17 protein-coding genes are annotated in these 20,574 nt (G+C 32.1%); all 17 read left to right on the top strand.

Annotated elements, in window-relative coordinates; genetic code table 11:
* Nucleotides 1–31: 31 nt before the first annotated feature.
* The 17 genes from IJQ68_RS03115 (at nt 32) to IJQ68_RS03035 (ending at nt 20,511) form a co-directional block, all read left to right on the top strand.
* On the top strand, nt 32–298 hold the full coding sequence (locus IJQ68_RS03115) for a hypothetical protein (RefSeq protein ID WP_292796827.1): 267 nt from the start codon (nt 32–34) through the stop codon (nt 296–298).
* A 1-nt stretch (nt 299) separates the two neighbouring features.
* Entirely contained in the window at nt 300–581 is a 282-nt protein-coding gene (locus IJQ68_RS03110) for a hypothetical protein (protein ID WP_292796824.1), read from the top strand.
* An 85-nt stretch (nt 582–666) separates the two neighbouring features.
* Entirely contained in the window at nt 667–1,698 is a 1,032-nt protein-coding gene (locus IJQ68_RS03105; RefSeq protein ID WP_292796822.1) for a glycosyltransferase domain-containing protein, read from the top strand.
* A complete protein-coding gene (locus IJQ68_RS03100) occupies nt 1,699–3,297 on the top strand; it encodes a glycosyltransferase family 2 protein (protein WP_292796819.1) in 1,599 nt (532 codons plus the stop codon).
* On the top strand, nt 3,287–4,867 hold the full coding sequence (locus tag IJQ68_RS03095; protein ID WP_292796816.1) for a glycosyltransferase: 1,581 nt from the start codon (nt 3,287–3,289) through the stop codon (nt 4,865–4,867). The genes IJQ68_RS03100 and IJQ68_RS03095 overlap by 11 nt, the downstream gene beginning before the upstream one ends.
* 1 nt (nt 4,868) lies before the next feature.
* Nucleotides 4,869–5,918, top strand: a complete 1,050-nt coding sequence (locus IJQ68_RS03090) for a glycosyltransferase (RefSeq protein WP_292796814.1) — start codon at nt 4,869–4,871, stop codon at nt 5,916–5,918.
* A 1-nt stretch (nt 5,919) separates the two neighbouring features.
* Complete coding sequence (locus IJQ68_RS03085) at nt 5,920–6,951, top strand: glycosyltransferase (protein WP_292796812.1); 1,032 nt, start codon at nt 5,920–5,922, stop codon at nt 6,949–6,951.
* An 18-nt stretch (nt 6,952–6,969) separates the two neighbouring features.
* A complete protein-coding gene (locus IJQ68_RS03080; protein WP_292796810.1) occupies nt 6,970–8,055 on the top strand; it encodes a CDP-glycerol glycerophosphotransferase family protein in 1,086 nt (361 codons plus the stop codon).
* A complete protein-coding gene (locus tag IJQ68_RS03075; protein WP_292796808.1) occupies nt 8,048–9,004 on the top strand; it encodes a glycosyltransferase family 2 protein in 957 nt (318 codons plus the stop codon). The genes IJQ68_RS03080 and IJQ68_RS03075 overlap by 8 nt, the downstream gene beginning before the upstream one ends.
* Nucleotides 9,005–9,010: 6 nt before the next feature.
* On the top strand, nt 9,011–9,967 hold the full coding sequence (locus tag IJQ68_RS03070) for a glycosyltransferase family 2 protein (protein ID WP_292796806.1): 957 nt from the start codon (nt 9,011–9,013) through the stop codon (nt 9,965–9,967).
* A 6-nt stretch (nt 9,968–9,973) separates the two neighbouring features.
* A complete protein-coding gene (locus tag IJQ68_RS03065; protein ID WP_292796803.1) occupies nt 9,974–10,831 on the top strand; it encodes a glycosyltransferase family 2 protein in 858 nt (285 codons plus the stop codon).
* 50 nt (nt 10,832–10,881) lie between these two features.
* Nucleotides 10,882–12,285, top strand: coding sequence for an undecaprenyl-phosphate glucose phosphotransferase (locus IJQ68_RS03060; protein ID WP_292796800.1), 1,404 nt, complete (start codon nt 10,882–10,884; stop codon nt 12,283–12,285).
* 148 nt (nt 12,286–12,433) lie between these two features.
* Nucleotides 12,434–15,049, top strand: coding sequence for an OB-fold nucleic acid binding domain-containing protein (locus IJQ68_RS03055; protein WP_292796797.1), 2,616 nt, complete (start codon nt 12,434–12,436; stop codon nt 15,047–15,049).
* 21 nt (nt 15,050–15,070) lie between these two features.
* On the top strand, nt 15,071–16,006 hold the full coding sequence (radA, locus tag IJQ68_RS03050) for a DNA repair and recombination protein RadA (protein WP_292796794.1): 936 nt from the start codon (nt 15,071–15,073) through the stop codon (nt 16,004–16,006).
* Between the two features lie 60 nt (nt 16,007–16,066).
* Nucleotides 16,067–16,972, top strand: coding sequence for an AEC family transporter (locus tag IJQ68_RS03045; RefSeq protein ID WP_292796791.1), 906 nt, complete (start codon nt 16,067–16,069; stop codon nt 16,970–16,972).
* 255 nt (nt 16,973–17,227) lie between these two features.
* Nucleotides 17,228–19,216: a CoB--CoM heterodisulfide reductase iron-sulfur subunit A family protein gene (locus IJQ68_RS03040; protein ID WP_292796789.1), complete on the top strand. Its 1,989-nt coding sequence runs from the start codon at nt 17,228–17,230 to the stop codon at nt 19,214–19,216.
* Between the two features lie 134 nt (nt 19,217–19,350).
* Nucleotides 19,351–20,511 (top strand): MFS transporter, encoded by a 1,161-nt coding sequence (locus IJQ68_RS03035; RefSeq protein ID WP_292796786.1) that lies wholly within the window; start codon nt 19,351–19,353, stop codon nt 20,509–20,511.
* The last annotated feature ends 63 nt before the right edge of the window (nt 20,512–20,574 follow it).

Raw genomic sequence — 20,574 nt, 5'->3', positions numbered from 1 at the left:
ATCTTCCGGTTATGGGGAATGGTGATGATGAATGTTGGAAGAGTATTTACCTTTTGTTGGATTGATAATCTTCGGAAATATTGAAAATTTAGTTCTTTCTTCTCAAGGTGTTGTGGCTGGTGTTAATCCCGTTAAATTAGGTATTGCTAGTTTTATTGCAGTAGCTATGTGGTTAGCTATTGGAACTTTTGGAACTCAAATTGCTTTAGATTATGTTGATTTCATTGACTTTTTCGGTGGCCTTGTTATTTTCATATTAGGTGCACAGGCTATGATTGAATCCATTAGGGGAGAATAAAATGACTAATGAATTAAAACAATTTTTGGGTTTAATTGTTTTTGGAAACATTGAAAACCTTATTTTAGCGGCGCAGGGTGTTGGTGCTGGTGTTGATCCTGTAGGTCTATCTATTTTAAGTTTTATTGCTGTTATTTGTTGGTTATTAATCGGTACTTTAGGTACAAAAGCGGCTATTAAATATGCAAGACATATTAATTTCATTGGCGGGCTTGCTATATTCATTTTAGGTATTCAAGCAATGCTTGAATCATTACCAGGAATTATTTCATTTTTCCACTAATTTTATTTTTTTTCTATTTTTAGATATATTTAATTAATATCAAGTGAATATTAAATATTGACATTAATTTTTATTGCTGATTTTTATGAGTGAGAATGTAGACCCTTATGAAGTTGTTAAAACAAGATATGAATCAAATGTGGATAGTTTCATTTTAAGCGATTTATTTCAACCTACTTTGGAAGTTGATGATGAATTAATTAGTGATATTGAAGATAATGAATTAATCGTTTATACAGCTTTTACAGGAGGTTATGATTCTTTAAAAGAGCCAGAATTTATAGATGATAATACAAGATATGTCTGCTTCACTCAAAATTCCGATTTAAAATCCGATACATGGGAAATTATCCAGATGGAAGACTCTACATTAGATGACAATAGAATTGCAAAACAATATAAAATTTTTCCAAATAAGTACTTTCCGGATAATAAATATAGCTTTTGGATTGATGGCTCTTTTAAATTGGTCGGAAGCATTCGTGAATATGTTTATAAATATATCAATTCTTCAATGTTGACTGTTGTCCATCCGGAGCGTGATTGTATCTTTGATGAGGCGCTAAGTTCCATTCAATTTCCAAGATACTCTAATTTCACCATATCAAAACAGGTTGAAAAATATAGAAACGAAGGAATGCCTCTGCATTATGGGCTGCCGTCACTTGGTGCAATATTCAGAAATCATAATGATTCCGAGATTATTTCTTTAATGAATCAATGGTGGGAGGAAATAATCAATTATACAAATCAGGATCAGTTAAGCTTCACGTATCTGATGTGGAAGAATAATTTTCATCCTTCCGTTGCATCTGAATACATCTGGTTCAATGATTATTGGACAAAAGTCGATGATTATCATCATAAAACTGAATTGGATGATTATATTACAAGCAGAAATTTAATTAAATCTCTGGAAGGCAATATTGGAGAGAAAAATACTTTAACCAAAGAAGAAATTAACTTATTGTTCAATGATATAGATGCCTTAAGAGATGAAGCTGAAGCTTTAAATCAGGTTAGAAATCATTGGGATAATCAAATCAATGGAATTAGAGATTCGTTTTCATGGAAATTAACAGGTAAACTTAGAAGTATTAGAAATAAAGGTGATTAAATGGACAGAAATCTTTTAAGTTTATTGCTTCCCTCTAATCGAGATTATAAATCTTATGTAAAATACCGCAGATATTATAATGAAATTGATAATTCCGGATTGTTCAATCATGATTTTTACAATGAGATGTATGAGGATGTTTCCGGAGATGCGTTAACGCATTATCTGGTTAAAGGATATAAGGAAGGAAAATTGCCTTCTCTTGATTTTGATCCGGATTTTTACCAAAAAGCATATCCTGATGTTAAGCAGGCAGATTTAAATCCGTTGTTTCATTATGTGGTCTACGGTAAATCCGAAGGAAAATTCATTCAGCAGTCCTATTCCATCAGAAGAAAGAATGAAATCTGTGAAACTAACTTGGCGTTTTTATCCAATTATGAATTTGACACTGAGCCTCTGGTATCAATTATAATTTTAAATAAGGATGGTATGAATCATTTAAAACGTTTATTTAAGGATTTTGATGCAAAAACTAATTATTCAAATTATGAAATCATTGTTGTAGACAATGCTTCTGTCGATGAATCCGTTAATTATTTAAAAAGTCTTGATTTGCCTATCACAATTATAGAAAATGACATTAATGTCAGTTTTTCTAAAGGTAACAATGACGCAGCTAAAATAGCTAATGGTGAATATTTGCTTTTGTTGAACAATGATATCGAACCTACTTACGGCTGGTTAAATGAATTGGTGGGAACGATTGTGTATAATGAGGATGTGGCTTCTGTTGGAGCGAAACTCGTTTTTCCATTTTATTTCAATGCCAATAGGGACCAGTCATATGAAATACAGCATAGTGGGGACATTTTTGCCGAAAGAATGTATCCTTGCTGTTTATATGCAGTAAATAAGTCTGATTCAAGATTAAATCTTTTTGATTCTTCATTAACTCGAAACAATCAGTGTGTTGCCGTAACCGGTGCAGTTAACTTGATTGATAGGAAAGTATATGATGAGCTTTCAGGATTAGATGAGGAATATTTTTATGGCCTTGAAGATGTTGATTTCTGTTTAAAATTACATAAAAAAGGATATAAAGTACTTTTTGCAGGCAACGCTTTATTATTCCATCATGAATCCAGTACTCGTGTTAAAAGTGAAAGTTATTTTGAAAATGACAAACGAAATTATTCTATTTTTTGGAATAAATGGGGTCAATATCTGTCCAGATGTTTGCTTTTGGATAAGATCAATTCCAGAAAGTTTTTCACGGAAAAGAATCTCAAAATAACAATTATAGATTCAAAAAATGAAGAAGATAAAGAACTGATACATGAGATTTCTAAAAAGTTCAATGATTTGGATTATACTGTTGAATTAATATCCGACCTGGAAAATTACTACATCGGCAATTCAACAGATATTTTGCTTTCATTTAATGATGATTATGACTTAAACAATATGATAGCCCGTAAGGATATTGTAAAAGTTATTGTAAACAATCACAACTTAAAAACTGATAATTATGACATTTGCGTTTCTTTAAATGAAATTAAGTCAGATTGCAAAAACAACATCATAATTAAAGACGATTTTGCCAATGAATTTCTGGATAATCTTGAAAAAATTTTAATCGATGGTTATGAGTTTTAAAAATAAGTTATTAGCTAAGTTTCCTTCAAAATATATTTCATATAAGGTTAAAGATGAAAATGAAGCTAAAGAAATTATAAATGGATATAAGGCTGTCCGTAAAAATAATCTGTTTGATGACGATTTTTATTTAGAGAAATATCCTAAGGTTAAAAGTTCTGGTATGGATCCTTTGCTTCATTATATTTTTTTCGGATTTAGTGAGGGAAAAAAGCCAAACAGCGAATTTGATGGCGTTTTTTATAAAAATCATTATGATGATGTTGGCATCAATCCATTACTTCATTATGCATTGTATGGTATCAATGATAACAGAGTAATTAAACCCAATGGTGCTGATTTGTCTGAGTTCAATGGCTTTGATAAAAATATTTTATTCATTCTTCATGAAAAAATCGGCACTGTCGGCGGCACAGGATTTCTAAATTTGGATATTATCCAACATCTTCCTGACGAATACTCTGCCTTTATTTTAACTTCTGATGGTGAAGATGTTGAATTATGGCAATATAATGGTTCTCTAGATAAAATTGCCAATTATCCAGTCAGTTTCAATACGGATTTTTCAGTCATTGATAATGATGACAATATAATCTCTAAAGATAATTTCAATAACATCTTTTTCAATAAGGATTTAGCTATAATTTATGATGAAATCCTTTCAAAATTAGATATAAATCTGGTTCATATTAATCATTTAATTAATCATAGTTTTGATTTAATCAATTGTGTCACACAAAAATCAATTCCATTTTTGGTTAGTCTACATGACTTTTATTATTTATGTCCATCTATACATTTAGTTGATAAAGATTGCAAATATTGTAACTTCGCATGTGAAAGCTGCGGAGGAATTTCTAAAGATAAATCTTTATCCAATGATGAAATACTCAATAAATGGAGAAAATTATTTAAAGATATGTTATCTAAGTCTTCATACAATATTGCTCCCAATCAGAGTGTTATAGAATCATATAAAAAAATTTACTCTGATTTGGATAATTTTAAATTAATTGAGCATGGTGTTAATATAGATAAATCCTCTCATAGGCCCGCATTGACTTCAAATCCTTGCAGAGTTTTAGTTCCGGGACATGTATCTCCCCATAAGGGATCCTTGTTAATAAAACAAATTAAGCAGTTGGATAAGAATAATCTGCTTGAATTGCATTTCATGGGGACTACAATACCTAATCTGAATAGTTTCGGTGTCAATCACGGAAGATATGAGAGAAGCGACTTCAATAATATCGTAAGTGAAATTAAACCATCTTTTTCTTTAATCTTGTCCACTTGTCCTGAAACATATTCATATACTTTAACCGAATCATGGATGGCGGGTATTCCTGTTATAGCAAGTAATTTGGGAGCTTTAGAAGAAAGAATTTCTAAAAGCGATGCCGGATGGTTAGTTGATTATACAAATCCTGAGGACATATATAATTTTATTATTAATATCAATCAAAATGATTACCAAAATAAGCTATCAAATATTTCAAAGATTAAGTTTAAAGATATTAATGAAATGTGTGAAAATTATATCGAATTATATAATAGTTTAACTGATTAAAATGGCTAATTATAAAATATCTGTAATTATATCCACTTACAATACTGGAAATTATTTGAATGAATTTTTAGATTCCATCAAAGCTCAAAGCATGGGATTTGATAATATAGAAGTTATTTTTGTCGATGACAAGTCAACTGATGAGTATACATTGAATCTGTTGAAGGAATTCGATGAATCCTATCAGAATGTAAAATCCATATTTTTAGATAATAATTCAGGTTTTCCTGGGACTGGAAGAAATGTCGGTTTAAAAAATGCCAATGCAGATTATGTAATTTTCGCCGATCATGATGATACATATACCAAGAATGCCTTTGAGGTAATGCACAATAAAATAGCCCAGAATGACATGTTAATATCTAATTTTAATCAGGTTTACACTGACAAATCCATTCCATTCAAATCAATTTATGGCGATAAAGGTGAAATTGAAGTTTCCAGTTTTCGTGACGATGAAAACCTTTTAAGAGTTCCAGCCGCCATATGGACTAGGTTATTTAGAAAGGATTTCCTGATTGAAAACGACATTCGTTTTTTAGAAGGGATGTTGGCTGAAGATGTTTATGTTGCAACATATGCCTGTTTAAAGGCTGATGGAATAATTTATCTAAATGATTTTTATTCATATAACTATAAAATAAGGGATTCAAGGCATAATAAGTCAACAATTCATGTAAGAAACCGTAAATACATTGAAGCTATTTTAAATGGCTATTATAAAATCGATGAAATGCTGGTTAACATAAACCAGACATCATATGGCGAACTTATTTTTAAAAGCCATCTCACTTCATGGTTATATACAATTGTTTTATCTCAAGTTTCAGATGCCGATAAAAAGGAATTATTTATTAAATCAAGAGACATATTTAGTAAATATTATAGTGAGGACCCTTTCTTTAAAAAAAGATATAATAATCTTGTCGAATTAATATTAAATCAGGAATATGATAAAGCGGTTTTGGAATCTAATAGGTTATCAAAAACGCAGAAAAATATGAATGATAGAAGTTTATTTTCTAGAATAAAAAATAGATTGGTTAGATAATATGGAAAAATATAAAGTGAGTGTTGTTGTTCCAACATATAATTCAGGTTTATTTTTAAATGCCTTTTTTGATTCAATGATGTATCAGAGCATTGGTTTTGAAAATATTCAGGTGGTTTTTGTTGATGATAATTCCGATGATGAATATACTTTATATTTGCTCGAATTATTCGATAAGAATTTTTCCAATGTCAAATCAATATTTTTAGATGAAAACAATGGATTTCCTGGAAAAGGACGTAACATAGGTTTGGATTTATCAGACGCTGAATACGTTATATTTTCTGACCATGACGATACGTATGTCCCTGAAGCATTTGAGGTAATGTATAATGCTGCCAGTGAAAAAAATGTGGACATGCTTATCACAAACTATTATAAGATTTTTCCTTCTGAAAGAATTGAAGTTGAAACGGTGTTCAATGGCGAAAACGTTCTAGTCAAGGATATTAATGAAGATACTCGATTGTTTTCAATTGACCCCGCAATATGGTGTAAAATGTTTAGAAAGGATTTTTTACTAGGCAATGATATACATTTCTTGCAGAGCATGTTGGCGGAGGATTTATACTTTTTTATAGTGTCTCTTTTCACATCAAAATGTACATATTACTTGGATGACTTTTTCAGCTATAACTACAACATTCGTAATGTTGAGGGAGACAAATCAACCATTCATATCAGAAATAAGAAATATCTTGGGAAAATGGTTGAAGGTTACTATGAATTGGATAAATATTTAATAGATTACAATTTAACGGAATTTTATGCTATAATCTTTAACATGCACTTCGTTTATTGGTTGACAAGTCTGGTTCTCAGTGATATTAGTAATAATGAAAAATTAGAGTTAATTAAGTTTATCAATCCTCTTTTAAAGAAAAATGTTGAAATAACTCCAGGATTTAATGAAAGAATCTATTCAAATTTAACAAATCCTATTTTAGAAGATAACTATAATGAAATACTTAAGATTATTAATTCTATCAAGAGATATCGTGGAATACTAAACAGAATGACGGATATTTTTTAGGGCTGTGGGGTAGTTTGGATGTATTTAAAACATAAGATATTTGGAAGCATTTTTAATATTTTTGCCAAGTTTCCTATTCAGGATAATATGATTTCATTTGTTATAGATTCCAATGAATCATTCAGCGGCAATCTTGAATATATAAAAAACGAGTTTGAAAAAAAAGGCCAATACAAATTTAATTTTTATTATAAGGATAAGATATCCTTCTCTTCCTTAAAAAAATTAGCTACCTCAAAATATGTTTTTTTAAATGACAATTTCTTTCCTATTGCATTCATGAAATTTAAAGATGAAACTTCAGTCATTCAGCTGTGGCATGCTCCGGGAGCTTTTAAAAAATTTGGGGGAAGCGTTGAAAATAAGGATATGCTTAAGCTAATTTCAGACAATACTGATTTTTTAATTGTCACTTCAAAAAATATTGAAAACTATTACAGCGAAGCATTTCAGATTGACAAGTCCAAAATCAAACCTTTGGGTCTTCCCAGGGCGGATTATTATTTTAAAAATCATGATGTTGACGGATTAAGGGAGAAATTCAATAAAAAATTCAACATTTCCCCGGATAAAAAGATAATCCTATACACCCCTACATTTAGGGAAGATAAACTCTACAATAATGTATTCAATTATCTGGATTTGAAGAAATTTAATGAACAGCTGGCTGATGATTATGTTTTAGCATTAAGGCTCCATCCGAAAATTAAAAATTTTTACTCTGAAGATATTTCCGTTGACGGAGATTATATTGACTGCAGCAATTATAAAAATGAACAGGAATTGTTATTGCTGGCGGATATTCTAATAACTGATTATTCGTCCATTATGATAGAGTTTGCAATGTTAAGTAAACCTATAATATTTTTCGCTTATGACTTGGAAAACTATTTAAACAATGAACGTGGGTTTTACTTGAATTATAAAAAAGACCTTCCAGGACCAATTGTATATAATGATGATGAGCTAATCACTGTTATTCGCGAAGGAATCGATATTTCTAACTTAAATTCATTTTTAAAAACACAATTTGATTTTATTGATGGACACGCATCCGAAAGAGTTGTTGATTTTGTAATTAATGAAGGTGGAAAAAATGAGTAATGTTAAAATGAGTGTTATCGTACCGGTTTTCAACGAACAGGACTATATTTCCGCCACTTTGGATTCGATTTTCAATCAGAACTTTGAAGATTATGAAATCATTGTAGTAGATGACGGCTCAACAGATGATACATTAAAAATAATTGAAGAAAAATTTGCTGATTCAGACATTGCACATAAAATCATTCATCAGAAAAATTCCGGCGTAAGTGCTGCTAGAAATAAGGGAATTAATGAAGCAAATGGTGAATATATAGTATTTGTCGATGGAGATGATTATCTATTGACAAATCATTTATCTGAATTGTATAATTCAGATTATGACTTTAGCTTAATTCAAATGATTAAAAAGGATAATGAAAAGTTATCCAATCCTCATGTTTATGATGTTGATGAAATTAAAGCCAAGGACTTTATAAAGTTGGAACTTGGAATGGAAGTGCCTTTTAATTTTGTACAATTGTCATATAAAACAGATATTATTAGAAAAAACAATTTAAGATTCCGTGAAGATATAAGCTATGGTGAAGATTCAGACTTTGCATTAAGGGCACTGATTTTAGGTGATTCTATTAAAATAAGCAATGAAATAACATATTATTATATTCAGCATCAGGAGTCTTTAATTAATACTTCCAAATTAAAACGTTTTGATTTCATTCCTGTTCTGGAAGATTTGGCGGAATTCTTTAGAGAACTCTCCCATCCGGATTTGGTCCAATTAATTTATAATTCAAGGATTCCAAGAGCTATTTTTGGCAACATGAACTATTTTTTCTATAATGACTATGACTATGATGAGGTAATTGAAAAAATGAGGGAATTGGATTTATTCAATAAATTAGCTAATTTTAAAGGAGATAAGAAATTTGAGTTAAAAATTAAGTTATTTTTATTTAATCCAAAACTATATTATATATTGTGGAAAAAATTTAAAAATTCAATCTAGATTATTATGAAAGTTTCAGTAGTAACACCCAATTATAATGGAGTTAAATTTCTTAAAAAGTATTTTGATTCACTCAATCGTGATAGTGAATGCATCGGTGAAGTCATTATTGTAGATAATGGATCTGATGATTCAAGCCTAGATTATATTAAAAACAATTCCTTCAACTTCCCAGTTGTTATAATAAGCAATGATGAAAATTTAGGATTTGCAAAAGCCGTAAATCAGGGAATTTCAAAAGCTAAACATGACTATATTTTCTCCTTAAATAATGACACTGAAATTAAGAAAGGCTCAATTAAGGCAATGCTTGATTTGATTCGCGATGATGATGTTTTTTCCGTTCAGGCAAAAATGCTAAAAGCTGACAACAAGTCACTTATTGATGATGCCGGTGACCAGTACAATCTGCTTGCATGGACTAAAAAGACCGGTGAAAACAGAAACTCAAATGACTATTCTGAAGTTTTTGAAATATTTTCCAGCTGTGCAGGTGCTGCTTTGTATAAAAAACCATTATTGGAAAAATTAGGGCTTTTTGATGAAAAATACTTCGCATACATGGAAGATGTTGATTTGGCTATCCGGTCACAAATCAGCGGTTATAGAAATTTACTCTGTCCCGAAGCTATTGTATACCATATAGGAAGTGCAACAAGCGGCAGCAGATACAATGACTTTAAAGTTAAAATTGCTGCAAGAAATAATGTATGGACAGTCTACAAGAATCTTCCAGTTCCGCTGAAAATAATTAATTTCATTTTTCTATTCTTTGGTTTTGCAATAAAATATGTTTTCTTTTTGAAAAAGGGATTTGGTCCTGTTTATTTAAGTGGTGTTAAAGAAGGTTTATCCACAAGATCACAGCTTCAAAAGGTCAATTTTAAAAAGTCTAACCTGAAAAACTATTTTAGACTGGAATATAAATTAATAGTTAACACATTAAATTTTTTAAAAAAGTGAATTATCATGGATTTATCTATAGTTATTGTAAATTATGGAACGTTTGAACTAACTAAAAACACTATCAATTCTATTTTGGAGTATTCCTATCCATTTGACATTGAAATCATTGTTGTGGACAATGCATCTCCTGATGACAGTTTATCAAAGCTGAAAGAATATTTTAAAGACAAGGTAAAATTCATTGCAAGCCCGTCAAACAATGGATTTGCAGCCGGAAATAATTTGGCATTAAAAACTATTGATTCAAAGTATGTTCTTCTCTTAAATTCAGACACTGTCGTTTGGGAGAATACGTTGAAAGACATTTACGAATTCATGGAAAACAATTCGGATGTTGGGGCATGCGGATGTCAGGTGCTTTTGGAGGACAATACTCTTGATAAAGCATGTAAAAGAACTTTCCCTAATGTTAAAAACTCATTTTTCAGGTTATTCCATATTCCAACAAATAGTGAAGACGATAATTACAATCTAGATGATTTGGATGACGATGGAGTCTATGAAATCGATTGTTTGACCGGAGCTTTTATCTTTACAAGAAAAGAAATTCTGGATGATATCGGTTTACTGGACGAGACATTTTTCATGTATGGTGAAGACATTGATTTATGTTACAGAATAAAAAAGGCGGGTTGGAAAATAATATACTATGGAAAGGATAAAATAACTCATTTCAAGGGAGCCAGCAGTAAAAGACAAAGGCCTAAACTTATTTATGAGTTCTATCGTGCAATGTACATATATTATAAAAAACATCATGCTAATGAGTCAAATATCTTAGTTAATCTGGTTGTTTACCTTGGAATATCTGTTTTATGCATTTTAAAACTTTTTTTAAATATTTTCAAAAAGAAAAATTAAATATTATATAAAATTCATATCATATTATTAACTAATTTGGGGTTTAATGTATGATAAAAGAAAATCAAAGATGGTTTAATCTAATCATGGTTCTGGTTGACGTTTTAGTTATAGCAGTATCATTAGCCGTTTCATGGTGGTTACGTTTTAAAACTACAATGTTCGGACCAATCGGGGGCCATCTTCCGCTTCAGAATTATTTATTATTCTTAATATTTGCCGTAATTCCGGTTTATCTGATATTGTACTTTTCTTTTGGATTATATAAGCCTCGCAGAACCTATAAAACGATATTTTCGGAAGCTACTCAAATCATTAAAGTCAATATTGTGGCTTTTGTCGTGTTGGTTGCTATTCTGTTTGTTTTAAACCAGCCTGACTTTTCAAGAATCATGCTATTCCTTTTAGGAATAATCGCAACGATATTTGCTATTATAGAAAGGTTTGTTATCAGAAGCTTTCTTAAAAAAATCCGCAGCGATAATAGAAATATAAAACATATTCTGATTGTTGGAGATAATGATTTGGCATTCACTTTCGCACGTAAAATTAGAAACAATCCGTATTTAGGTTTTGATATTAGTGGATTTTTAGGCAGAAGTAACCGTGTGGGTATGGAAATTGAAGGAAGTAAGATTATAGGTTCATTTTCTGATTTGGATACTGTTTTGGAAAATAATGACTATGACCGTGTCGTTCTTGCAATTCCATTAAAATATTACTATAAAATTGATGAAGTTGTGGAAAGCTGTGAACGTGTCGGTATTAAGGCAGAAATCATTCCTGACTATATCAGATATTTTCCGGCTCAGCCATCAGTTGACATGATTGAAGATATTCCGATTATCAATATACGTTACGTGCCTTTGGATGACTCCTTGAACAAAGCTTTAAAATACATTTCAGACTACATTATTGCAATAATAGCCATTATTATAACTTCACCGATAATGATTATTACAGCTATTGCAATAAAACTGACCTCTAAAGGACCTATTATCTTTAAGCAGGAAAGGATAGGTCACAATGGAAAACCTTTTGAAATGTATAAATTCCGTAGTATGAGGGTTCAAAGTCCTAATGATGAAAAATCCGAATGGACCACAAAAGATGATCCTAGAAAAACTAAAGTCGGTGAAATTATCAGGAAAACCAGCATTGATGAGTTGCCTCAATTTTTCAATGTGTTGAAAGGTGACATGAGTGTAGTCGGTCCCAGACCGGAAAGACCATATTTCGTCGATGAGTTCAGAAAGGAAATTCCTAAGTATATGGTCAAGCATCAGGTTAAGCCAGGCATAACTGGTTGGGCTCAAATTCATGGTTGTAGAGGCGATACGTCTATTAAAAAACGTATAGAATATGATATTGAATATGTAGAGAATTGGCATATGGGTTTAGATTTAGGAATAATGATAAAAACTATTGTTAAGAAAAATCCAAATGCGTATTAATAATCATCCCATTTTTATCTATTTATATAATATTTAAGCTATTTTAATAGATTTTTCAAACAGCGAATACTGTTCAAATGCTCTCCCACATCACTTATATTATAAGAAATTACATAATAATAATTAACTTTCTAATGAGGGGTTTGGTATGGAAAAAGAAATTTTAGAACAATACGAAAAAGTCAAAGATATACTCTCTGAAGAAGAATTTTTAGCAGAAATGGAGGAAATACGTCCAAATTACGATGATTTACCTTTTATCAATGATGCAGACATTGCAGCAGATGTTGTAAATAATCATATTGGTGTCAAGGATATTTCATCATCTAAAAATTCCGCTGACGAAAGTGAAGACGACTCATCTTTTGAAGAAGTCGTAATGACAGATGAACTTTTAGAAAAATATGAACAGGTAAAAGATTTTCTTTCACAGGATGAATTTTTAGCTAAAATGAATGCGCTGAAAAAAGAAAATTCCGATGTATCATTTATGAATGAGGAAACTTTTGCAGATCAGATCATCGGTGAATACATTGAAAAAAAAAATGAAATTCTAACAGAAAGAGAAGAGTATTCATCAGATGACATCGGTTTACTTGAAAATGGTGACAAAGAAAAATCATTTACTGGTGTAGTAAAGATTATAAGCAATCCTAAATCTTTCAAAACACGTAAAGGAAACTCCGGAAGAGTCTGTAATGTTGAAGTAGAAGATAAAACAGGCAGTATACGTGTTGTATTATGGACTGAAAATATTAAACACCTTAAAAATATTAATGAAGGAGACATTGTCCATGTAGGTGGAGTTGACATTAAAGACGGCTATTCAGGACTTGAAGCTACAATGAGGCCAAGATCTGTTTTCGAAAAAGTTGTTGATGCAGACCCTGCTGACTATCCAGAATATGTTGAGGAAATCACTCCAATTAAAGATGTTGAAGCAGATACTACAGTTAATATTATCGCAAGAATTACCAGAATCCCACCAGTCAGATCATATACTAAAAATGAAAAAGAGGGTAAAGTCGCATCTTTAGAGCTTCAGGATGAATCAGGTACCATTTCTTACACATTATGGAATAATAATGTTGATTTAATTGAAAGCCTTGATTTGAATGATGGAGATACCGTAAAAATTCTCCAGGCACAAGTCAGAGAAAGAAATGATGAAAAATCTTTAAGCCACTGGGATGGAAGAATAATTAAAGGTGACTTCGATGTCCCTGACTTTGTTCATGAATTTTCAGAAATAGGTGATTTGGATGATGGCGATTCCGATATTGCAATCATTGGTGTAGTAACCAAAATCCAAGACATCAGAAAATTCAAAAGGAAATCTGACAATAGTGAAGGCCAATTAAGAAATTTCAATATTACTGATGATACAGGATCAATTAGGGTCACTTTATGGGGAGAAAGTGCCGATATTGAAATTAAAAAAGGTGATATTGTTAAATTAATCGGTGGAAATGTAGTTTATGATGAATATGCCGCTGAAGGACATTCAATAAACACTAATTTCTCAACCCAAATAACAGTCAATCCTAAAAACCTGTCTGATGAACAGCTATCATTATTTAACTCTATTAAAGAATCATTACAGCCTATGTCCATAGAGCAAGTATTCCTGATTGACGATGATAATGTAGACGTTGATGTTATGGGAAGAGCAATGTCTGTCGGTGATGTAAGATCTTTCGAAAGACCATCCGACGGTAGTGAAGGCCGTGTGCGTTCAGCATCAATTTCCGATGGAACTCAGGTAATTGAAATATCATTATGGGATGATAAAACCGAAATCCCAATGGATGTTGGAGACGCTTACTTATTTGAAAATGCTAGAGTCAGATTTACCATGGACTCAATCAATTTGAATATCGGATCTTCTTCCCGTGTAATCAAATTATCTGAAGATGAAGCTAAATTCCTACCGTCTTTCGAATCATTAGAAAAAATGATTTATGAATACCGTGAAATTACCGATTTGGATGAATACGATGAAAATATTTATGTTGTCGGCAGAATATTTGAAGTATTTGATGTTCGTGAATTAGAAAGAGATGACGGCAGTAAATATTTATTAAGAAATATTGAAATCGCTGATAATTCTTCAGCTGTAAGAGTTTCTTTATGGGGTGACGATGCTCAAAGAGAATTTGACGAAGGCGAAGCCATTAAGATTCAAAATCCTCGTGTAGACTATTACAATGACCAGTTGACTTTAAATGTGGGAAGAAACACTGCAATTGTAAAACCTAGTGATGAAGAGTTATTGAATTTACCTTCTCTTGAAGAACTCAAAGAGTCAATATATGTCCAAAAAGAAATAGAAGCTATTGAAGATGAAGACGTAAATGTGCGTGTCACAGGAACTCTCCAAGATCTTGTTTCAGAACGTTTGCTTATTAGAAAATGTCCAAACTGTGGAAACAACATTGGTGACATTGAAATCGATGGAGAAACCACTTGCGAGTTCTGTGGTGAAGAATTTGATGAACCAAGAACAACAATTATGATTCCAACCACATTAGTTGACGATACTGGTGAGATTGGTATCACATTCTTCGATAATCTTGTTGAAGAACTCCTTGAAATGTCTAAAGACGAAATTGTCAGCATTGTAAATGATGATCCTGGAGCTTTAGATGGAAGAATTGATGATTTAGAAGGATTAACTGTTGAAGTTATTGCAAATGTTCGTTATGATGAATATAATGAAGCCAGAAGGCTTAACCCAAGAAAAATTTTACAAAAATATTATTAAACAAATTAAGGAAGGATTATTATGGTGGAATTAGAAGATTTACCAAGTGTCGGTGAAAAAACTGCAGAAAAATTAAGAGATGCTGGTTTTGCAGATATGATGAGATTAGCTACTGCTACTCCTAAAGAATTATCAGTTAAAGCAGAAATCGGTGAAGGTGTTGCTGAAAAAGTTATTGAAGCTGCACGTAAAGCTGAAGACATAGGATTTGAAACAGCATTGGAAGTTGATGAAAGAAGAAAAGATGTAGGTCATATTTCAGTTGGAAGTAAAGGATTCAATGAATTGATTGCTGGAGGAATAGAAACTCAGGCTATCACTGAAGTGTTCGGTGAATTCGGATCCGGTAAAAGTCAAATTTCTCACGAATTAGCTGTAACAGTTCAATTACCTGAAGAATTTGGTGGCCTTGATGGTGACTGTGTTTTCGTAGATACTGAAAATACATTCCGTCCGGAAAGAATTAAACAAATCGCAAATGGTTTTGAATTGGATGTTGAAGATGTTTTACAAAGAATTCATGTTGCTCGTGCTTTCAATTCCGCTCACCAAATATTAATGGTTGACAAGATTAATGAACTCATTCAATCCGGAACTAATGTTAAATTAGTTATCGTTGATTCATTAATGGCTCATTTCAGAGCAGAATATGTTGGAAGAGAATCTTTAGCTGTAAGACAACAAAAATTAAACCAACATTTACACTCCCTTCAGCAAATTGCTAATACTTACAATGTTGCAGTTTTCATTACAAACCAAGTTCAAGCTAAACCTGATTCATTCTTCGGAAGTCCTACAAAAGCTATTGGTGGTCACGTTTTAGGACACGCTTCCACTTACAGAATTTGGCTTAAAAAAGGACTTGCAGGTAAAAGAATTGCCCGTTTAGTGGACAGTCCTCATTTACCTGAAGGCGAATGTGTATTTAAAATTACTAATGAAGGTATTGTTGACTAAATACCTTCTCTAAATTTCTTTTTCTTAAATTTTATATACTTTAACTGACTATTTATAATAATGAATGCCATAGAAATAACTATTTTGTCAATTATATTAATGATTGCTTTAGGTTATTTTCTTAAGCGAATCGATTTTTTAAGCGTTAAAGACGTTGATTCTTTAAACAACATTGTTATTAATATCTTATTGCCTTGTATGATTTTTTCTGCATTATACATTGCAGACTTATCTTTAATGTCATCTTTGGGTGTTCTTCCTTTTGTTATTTTAGCTTCATCATTTATTACGGGAATAGTCTCTTATGTCATACTTAAAAAAATGAATCTTCCAGATAAGACGTTATGGAGCGTACTGGTTGCAATAATGATTGCTAACACAGCATTTATGGGCTATCCTGTAAATATTGGTATTTATGGCAGTGAAGGTTTTTTAAGAGCTATTTTCTGTGATATTGCTACCAGTGTCATCTTTTTGATTTTATCATTTGTTTTGGTTTTAAAATTTGGGGGATCTCCAAAAATGGCAGTTAAAAAGATTGCACTTTTCCCACCCTTATGGGCAATTATTTTAGGAATTTTATTAAATCTATTAAATATTCCAATTGGGCCTGTTCTTGAAAACACTGTTGATTATTTAGGAAACGGTACTATCCCACTGATTATGTTGTCTTTAGGTATTTCTATTGATTTAAGTGGACTTAAACGTTCCAAATCAATGATTATTTTCACATCTATAATGAAATTGGCATTTTTCCCGTTAGTTGCATTTTTCATTGTTTCATGGTTAGGCTTTGTTGACCTGCAATTCAATGTTTCAATTATTGAGGCTGCAATGCCGTCAGGAATGTTATCACTGATACTTGCAATTACTTATAAATTAGACTATGAATTGACATCGGATTGTATTTTAATTGACACTGTAATTTCACTGATTAGCTTGCCCCTCATAATCATGTTATTATAGCCCAAATTTTCCAAAATTTAAATTATTTAAATTTTTGTTTTCCTAAAAATTATTGATTAGAATTTATTTTATCATAAATAATGCTTATAAATCCTTTATTTTTTAATCAATGTTATTTTTAGCAATATTTTATTTCATCATATATATACTTTACTCCCATATTTTATCAGAAACCTTTATTAATGTGTTCATACTACATATTTAATATCTAACTCTATGTTAGATAATTTCGCACACTTGTACAAGGTGAAAATTATGGCAGAAGAAATAAGAGATAATAATGAAGAATTAAGGATAGGTGTTTACGTCTGTCACTGTGGTGTTAACATCGGTGGAGTAGTAGACTGTCCTGAAGTTGCAGAATATGCAAAGACTTTACCAAACGTTGTTTATGCAACTGACTACAAATACATGTGTTCCGACCCAGGTCAAGCTATGATCCAAGAGGACATCAAAGAGAAAAACTTAAACAGAATTGTTGTTGCAGCTTGTTCCCCTCGTCTTCACGAACCTACTTTCCGTAGATGTGTAGAAGAAGCAGGATTAAACAAATTTTTATTTGAATTTGCTAACTTAAGAGAACAAGACTCCTGGGTACACATGAGCTTACCTGAAGAAGCTACTGCAAAAGCTAAAGACTTAACTCGTATGGCTGTTGCAAAAGCAAGATTACTCGAACCATTAGAAGCTACCAAAGTAGCAGTAGATAACAAAGCATTAGTTATCGGTGGTGGAGTATGTGGTATTCAAACCGCATTAGATTTAGGTGACATGGGATTCAAAACCTACATGGTAGAAAGAAACCCAACCATTGGTGGAAGAATGGGACAATTAGATAAAACTTTCCCAACTCTCGACTGTTCAATGTGTATTTTAGCACCTAAGATGGTAGACTGTGCAAAACACGAAAACATCGAATTAATTTCTTACGCAGAAGTTACTGAAGTAGACGGATACATCGGAAACTTCAAAGTTACTGTAGAGAAAAAACCTAGATACGTAGATGAAGATTTATGTACTGGTTGTGGAGCTTGTCAAGAAGCTTGTCCTATCGAAATACCTAACTACTACGACGAAGGTGTAGGTATGGTAAAAGCTGCTTACATTCCATTCCCTCAAGCTGTACCATTATGTGCAACTATTGATAAAGACTACTGTATCGAATGTAACTTATGTGTACAAGCATGTGGTCCAGACGCAATTGATCACAATCAAAAACCACAAAAAATTGACTTAGAAGTCGGTACTATTATTGCTGCTATCGGTTACGACCCATTCGACCCATCCGGAATTTACCAATACGGATACGGCCGTTACACTAACGTAATTACCGCAATGGAAATTGAAAGAATGATTAACGCATCCGGTCCTACTGGTGGACACGTTATCAAACCTTCCGACGGTATCGAACCTAAACGTATCGCATTCATCCACTGTGTCGGTTCAAGAGATGAGCAAATCGGTAAACCTTACTGTTCCAGAGTATGTTGTATGTACTCCATGAAAAACGCTCAATTATGTATTGACCACGAACCTGACACTGAAGTAACCTGTTACTACATGGATATCCGTTCATTCGGTAAAGGATACGAAGAGTTCTACAAAACTTCCCAAGAAAAATACGGAATTGAATTCGTTAGAGGTAGACCTGCACAAATCTTCGAAAATGATGATTTAACCTTAACTATCAGAGCAGAAGATACTTTACTCGGTAAAGTAACTGAATACACTTACGACATGGTTGTATTAAGTGTTGGACTTGAACACTCTGCTGGTTCAGACGAACTCAGACAAATCTTAGGTGTTTCCAAATCCGCAGACGGATTCTACATGGAAGCTCACCCTAAACTCAGACCTGTTGACACCTTAACTGACGGTGTTTACATTGCTGGTGTAGCTCAAGGTCCTAAAGATATTCCTGACTCCGTAGCACAAGGTTCCGCTGCAGCATCCAGAGCAGCTATCCCAATGGCTAAAGGTCAAGTAGAAATCGAACCTATCGTCGCACGTACTGATGAAGGTATTTGTGGTGCTTGTGAAGTTTGTGTTGAATTATGTCCATTCGGTGCTATTTCAATTGTTGGTGACTCAGGTTCCAACCACGCTGAAATTAACACTGCATTATGTAAAGGATGCGGTACCTGTGTAGGTGCATGTCCATCCGGTGCTATGGATCAACAACACTTCAAAACCGATCAAATTATGGCACAAATCAGTGCTGCTCTTGAAGACATAGGAAAATAGATTTAGAGATTTTTAATCTCTATTTCTTTTTTTACTTTTTTTTAACACTTTTTTTACAGTATTTTTTTCATGATATTAAAGTATTAATACTCATTTTAACATAACTTGTGTTATTAATTAAATAGGTATGAATTATGAAAAATAATCCTAAACTGCTACTTTATATATTAATGCTTTCATCATTGGGTATTAACACACCATTAAGCATTATAGGCATTATTTCACAAATTTCACAATATTTCAATACTTCAATTGCAATATCCGGACTATATGTTAGTTCATTTACTTTCACTATTGCGATATGCGGACTATTTGTACCTACACTATTTTCAAGGTTTGAGAGAAAGAAAACTTTCGTTTCAATTTTGGCTGTCTTTGCAGTTTCTAATTTTATAATCATATTTACAGATAATATTCTCATCGCTTCATTTTTCAGAATAATGTCTGCAGTATTCTATCCTGCATTTATTTCAATTGCATTGACAGTCTGTGAGGAAATTGCTCCTGAGGGCCAAAAACAGGATTATATCACTAAGATTCTTCTTGGAATTTCTGTCGGAAGTATTGTGGGTTTGCCAATAACAACCGCTCTCGGAACAATTTTTGGATATCAGACAGCCATGTGCTGGATTTTTGCAATCAATTTTTTAACGCTGATTCTGATAGTGTTATTTTTCCCAAAGATTGCGGGCAAAGCAACAAGCTATAAAATGTCATTTTCAAGTTTAAATTCAAAAGAATTCATTTTAGCATCTGTGGGAATTGTCATGATGCCGATTGGCGCAAGCATAGTCTATAACTATCTTCCATATTTCCTGCAGACGGTCAGCCATATCTATACCTATAAGTTGAGCATTTTCCTGTTTGTCTATGGAGTATTTTCCATTTTTGGAACATGGCTGGGTGGAAAGCTGATATCAATGAAAGATAAGCTCACATTAATTATTTTCCAGATTGTCTGTGCTTCGGTTTTTGTTGCATTGTACTTTTCAGTTGATTATCTGATTCCAGTATTGGCATTAATTTTAATTTTTGGAATATTGGATGGAATGGGATACAATTTGATTCAATATATCGAAACTTCAGTACTCTCAGATAATCTTGAGCTTGCAAACGGCATATTTTTAAGCATTTTAAACGGTGGAATCGCCATAGGAATTGCAATCGGCGGATTTCTCGTCGACGGTTTTGGAGTAATGTCCATATTTCCAGCAGGTACAGTATTTTTACTTTTGGCATTCATCCTGCTTTTTTATGTAATCTACATTTTGAAAATCAATTTGAAATATAGTTAAAATAACTCCTATTTTCATAAACATTATATTTGATTATCAATATAAATTAAAACATAATTTTTA

Origin of the sequence: Methanobrevibacter sp., assembly GCF_017447225.1 — an archaeon.
Lineage (GTDB): Archaea > Methanobacteriota > Methanobacteria > Methanobacteriales > Methanobacteriaceae > Methanocatella.
The sequence above is the reverse complement of the archived record's forward strand: the minus strand, read 5'-3'. Positions and strand labels throughout refer to the sequence as shown.

Bases quoted from the DNA above. Each gene is read 5' to 3' on its own strand.
- IJQ68_RS03115 (WP_292796827.1), top strand. From the start codon at position 32: ATGTTGGAAGAGTATTTACCTTTTGTTGGATTGATAATCTTCGGAAAT.
- IJQ68_RS03110 (WP_292796824.1), top strand. From the start codon at position 300: ATGACTAATGAATTAAAACAATTTTTGGGTTTAATTGTTTTTGGAAAC.
- IJQ68_RS03105 (WP_292796822.1), top strand. From the start codon at position 667: ATGAGTGAGAATGTAGACCCTTATGAAGTTGTTAAAACAAGATATGAA.
- IJQ68_RS03100 (WP_292796819.1), top strand. From the start codon at position 1,699: ATGGACAGAAATCTTTTAAGTTTATTGCTTCCCTCTAATCGAGATTAT.
- IJQ68_RS03095 (WP_292796816.1), top strand. From the start codon at position 3,287: ATGAGTTTTAAAAATAAGTTATTAGCTAAGTTTCCTTCAAAATATATT.
- IJQ68_RS03090 (WP_292796814.1), top strand. From the start codon at position 4,869: ATGGCTAATTATAAAATATCTGTAATTATATCCACTTACAATACTGGA.
- IJQ68_RS03085 (WP_292796812.1), top strand. From the start codon at position 5,920: ATGGAAAAATATAAAGTGAGTGTTGTTGTTCCAACATATAATTCAGGT.
- IJQ68_RS03080 (WP_292796810.1), top strand. From the start codon at position 6,970: ATGTATTTAAAACATAAGATATTTGGAAGCATTTTTAATATTTTTGCC.
- IJQ68_RS03075 (WP_292796808.1), top strand. From the start codon at position 8,048: ATGAGTAATGTTAAAATGAGTGTTATCGTACCGGTTTTCAACGAACAG.
- IJQ68_RS03070 (WP_292796806.1), top strand. From the start codon at position 9,011: ATGAAAGTTTCAGTAGTAACACCCAATTATAATGGAGTTAAATTTCTT.
- IJQ68_RS03065 (WP_292796803.1), top strand. From the start codon at position 9,974: ATGGATTTATCTATAGTTATTGTAAATTATGGAACGTTTGAACTAACT.
- IJQ68_RS03060 (WP_292796800.1), top strand. From the start codon at position 10,882: ATGATAAAAGAAAATCAAAGATGGTTTAATCTAATCATGGTTCTGGTT.
- IJQ68_RS03055 (WP_292796797.1), top strand. From the start codon at position 12,434: ATGGAAAAAGAAATTTTAGAACAATACGAAAAAGTCAAAGATATACTC.
- radA (WP_292796794.1), top strand. From the start codon at position 15,071: ATGGTGGAATTAGAAGATTTACCAAGTGTCGGTGAAAAAACTGCAGAA.
- IJQ68_RS03045 (WP_292796791.1), top strand. From the start codon at position 16,067: ATGAATGCCATAGAAATAACTATTTTGTCAATTATATTAATGATTGCT.
- IJQ68_RS03040 (WP_292796789.1), top strand. From the start codon at position 17,228: ATGGCAGAAGAAATAAGAGATAATAATGAAGAATTAAGGATAGGTGTT.
- IJQ68_RS03035 (WP_292796786.1), top strand. From the start codon at position 19,351: ATGAAAAATAATCCTAAACTGCTACTTTATATATTAATGCTTTCATCA.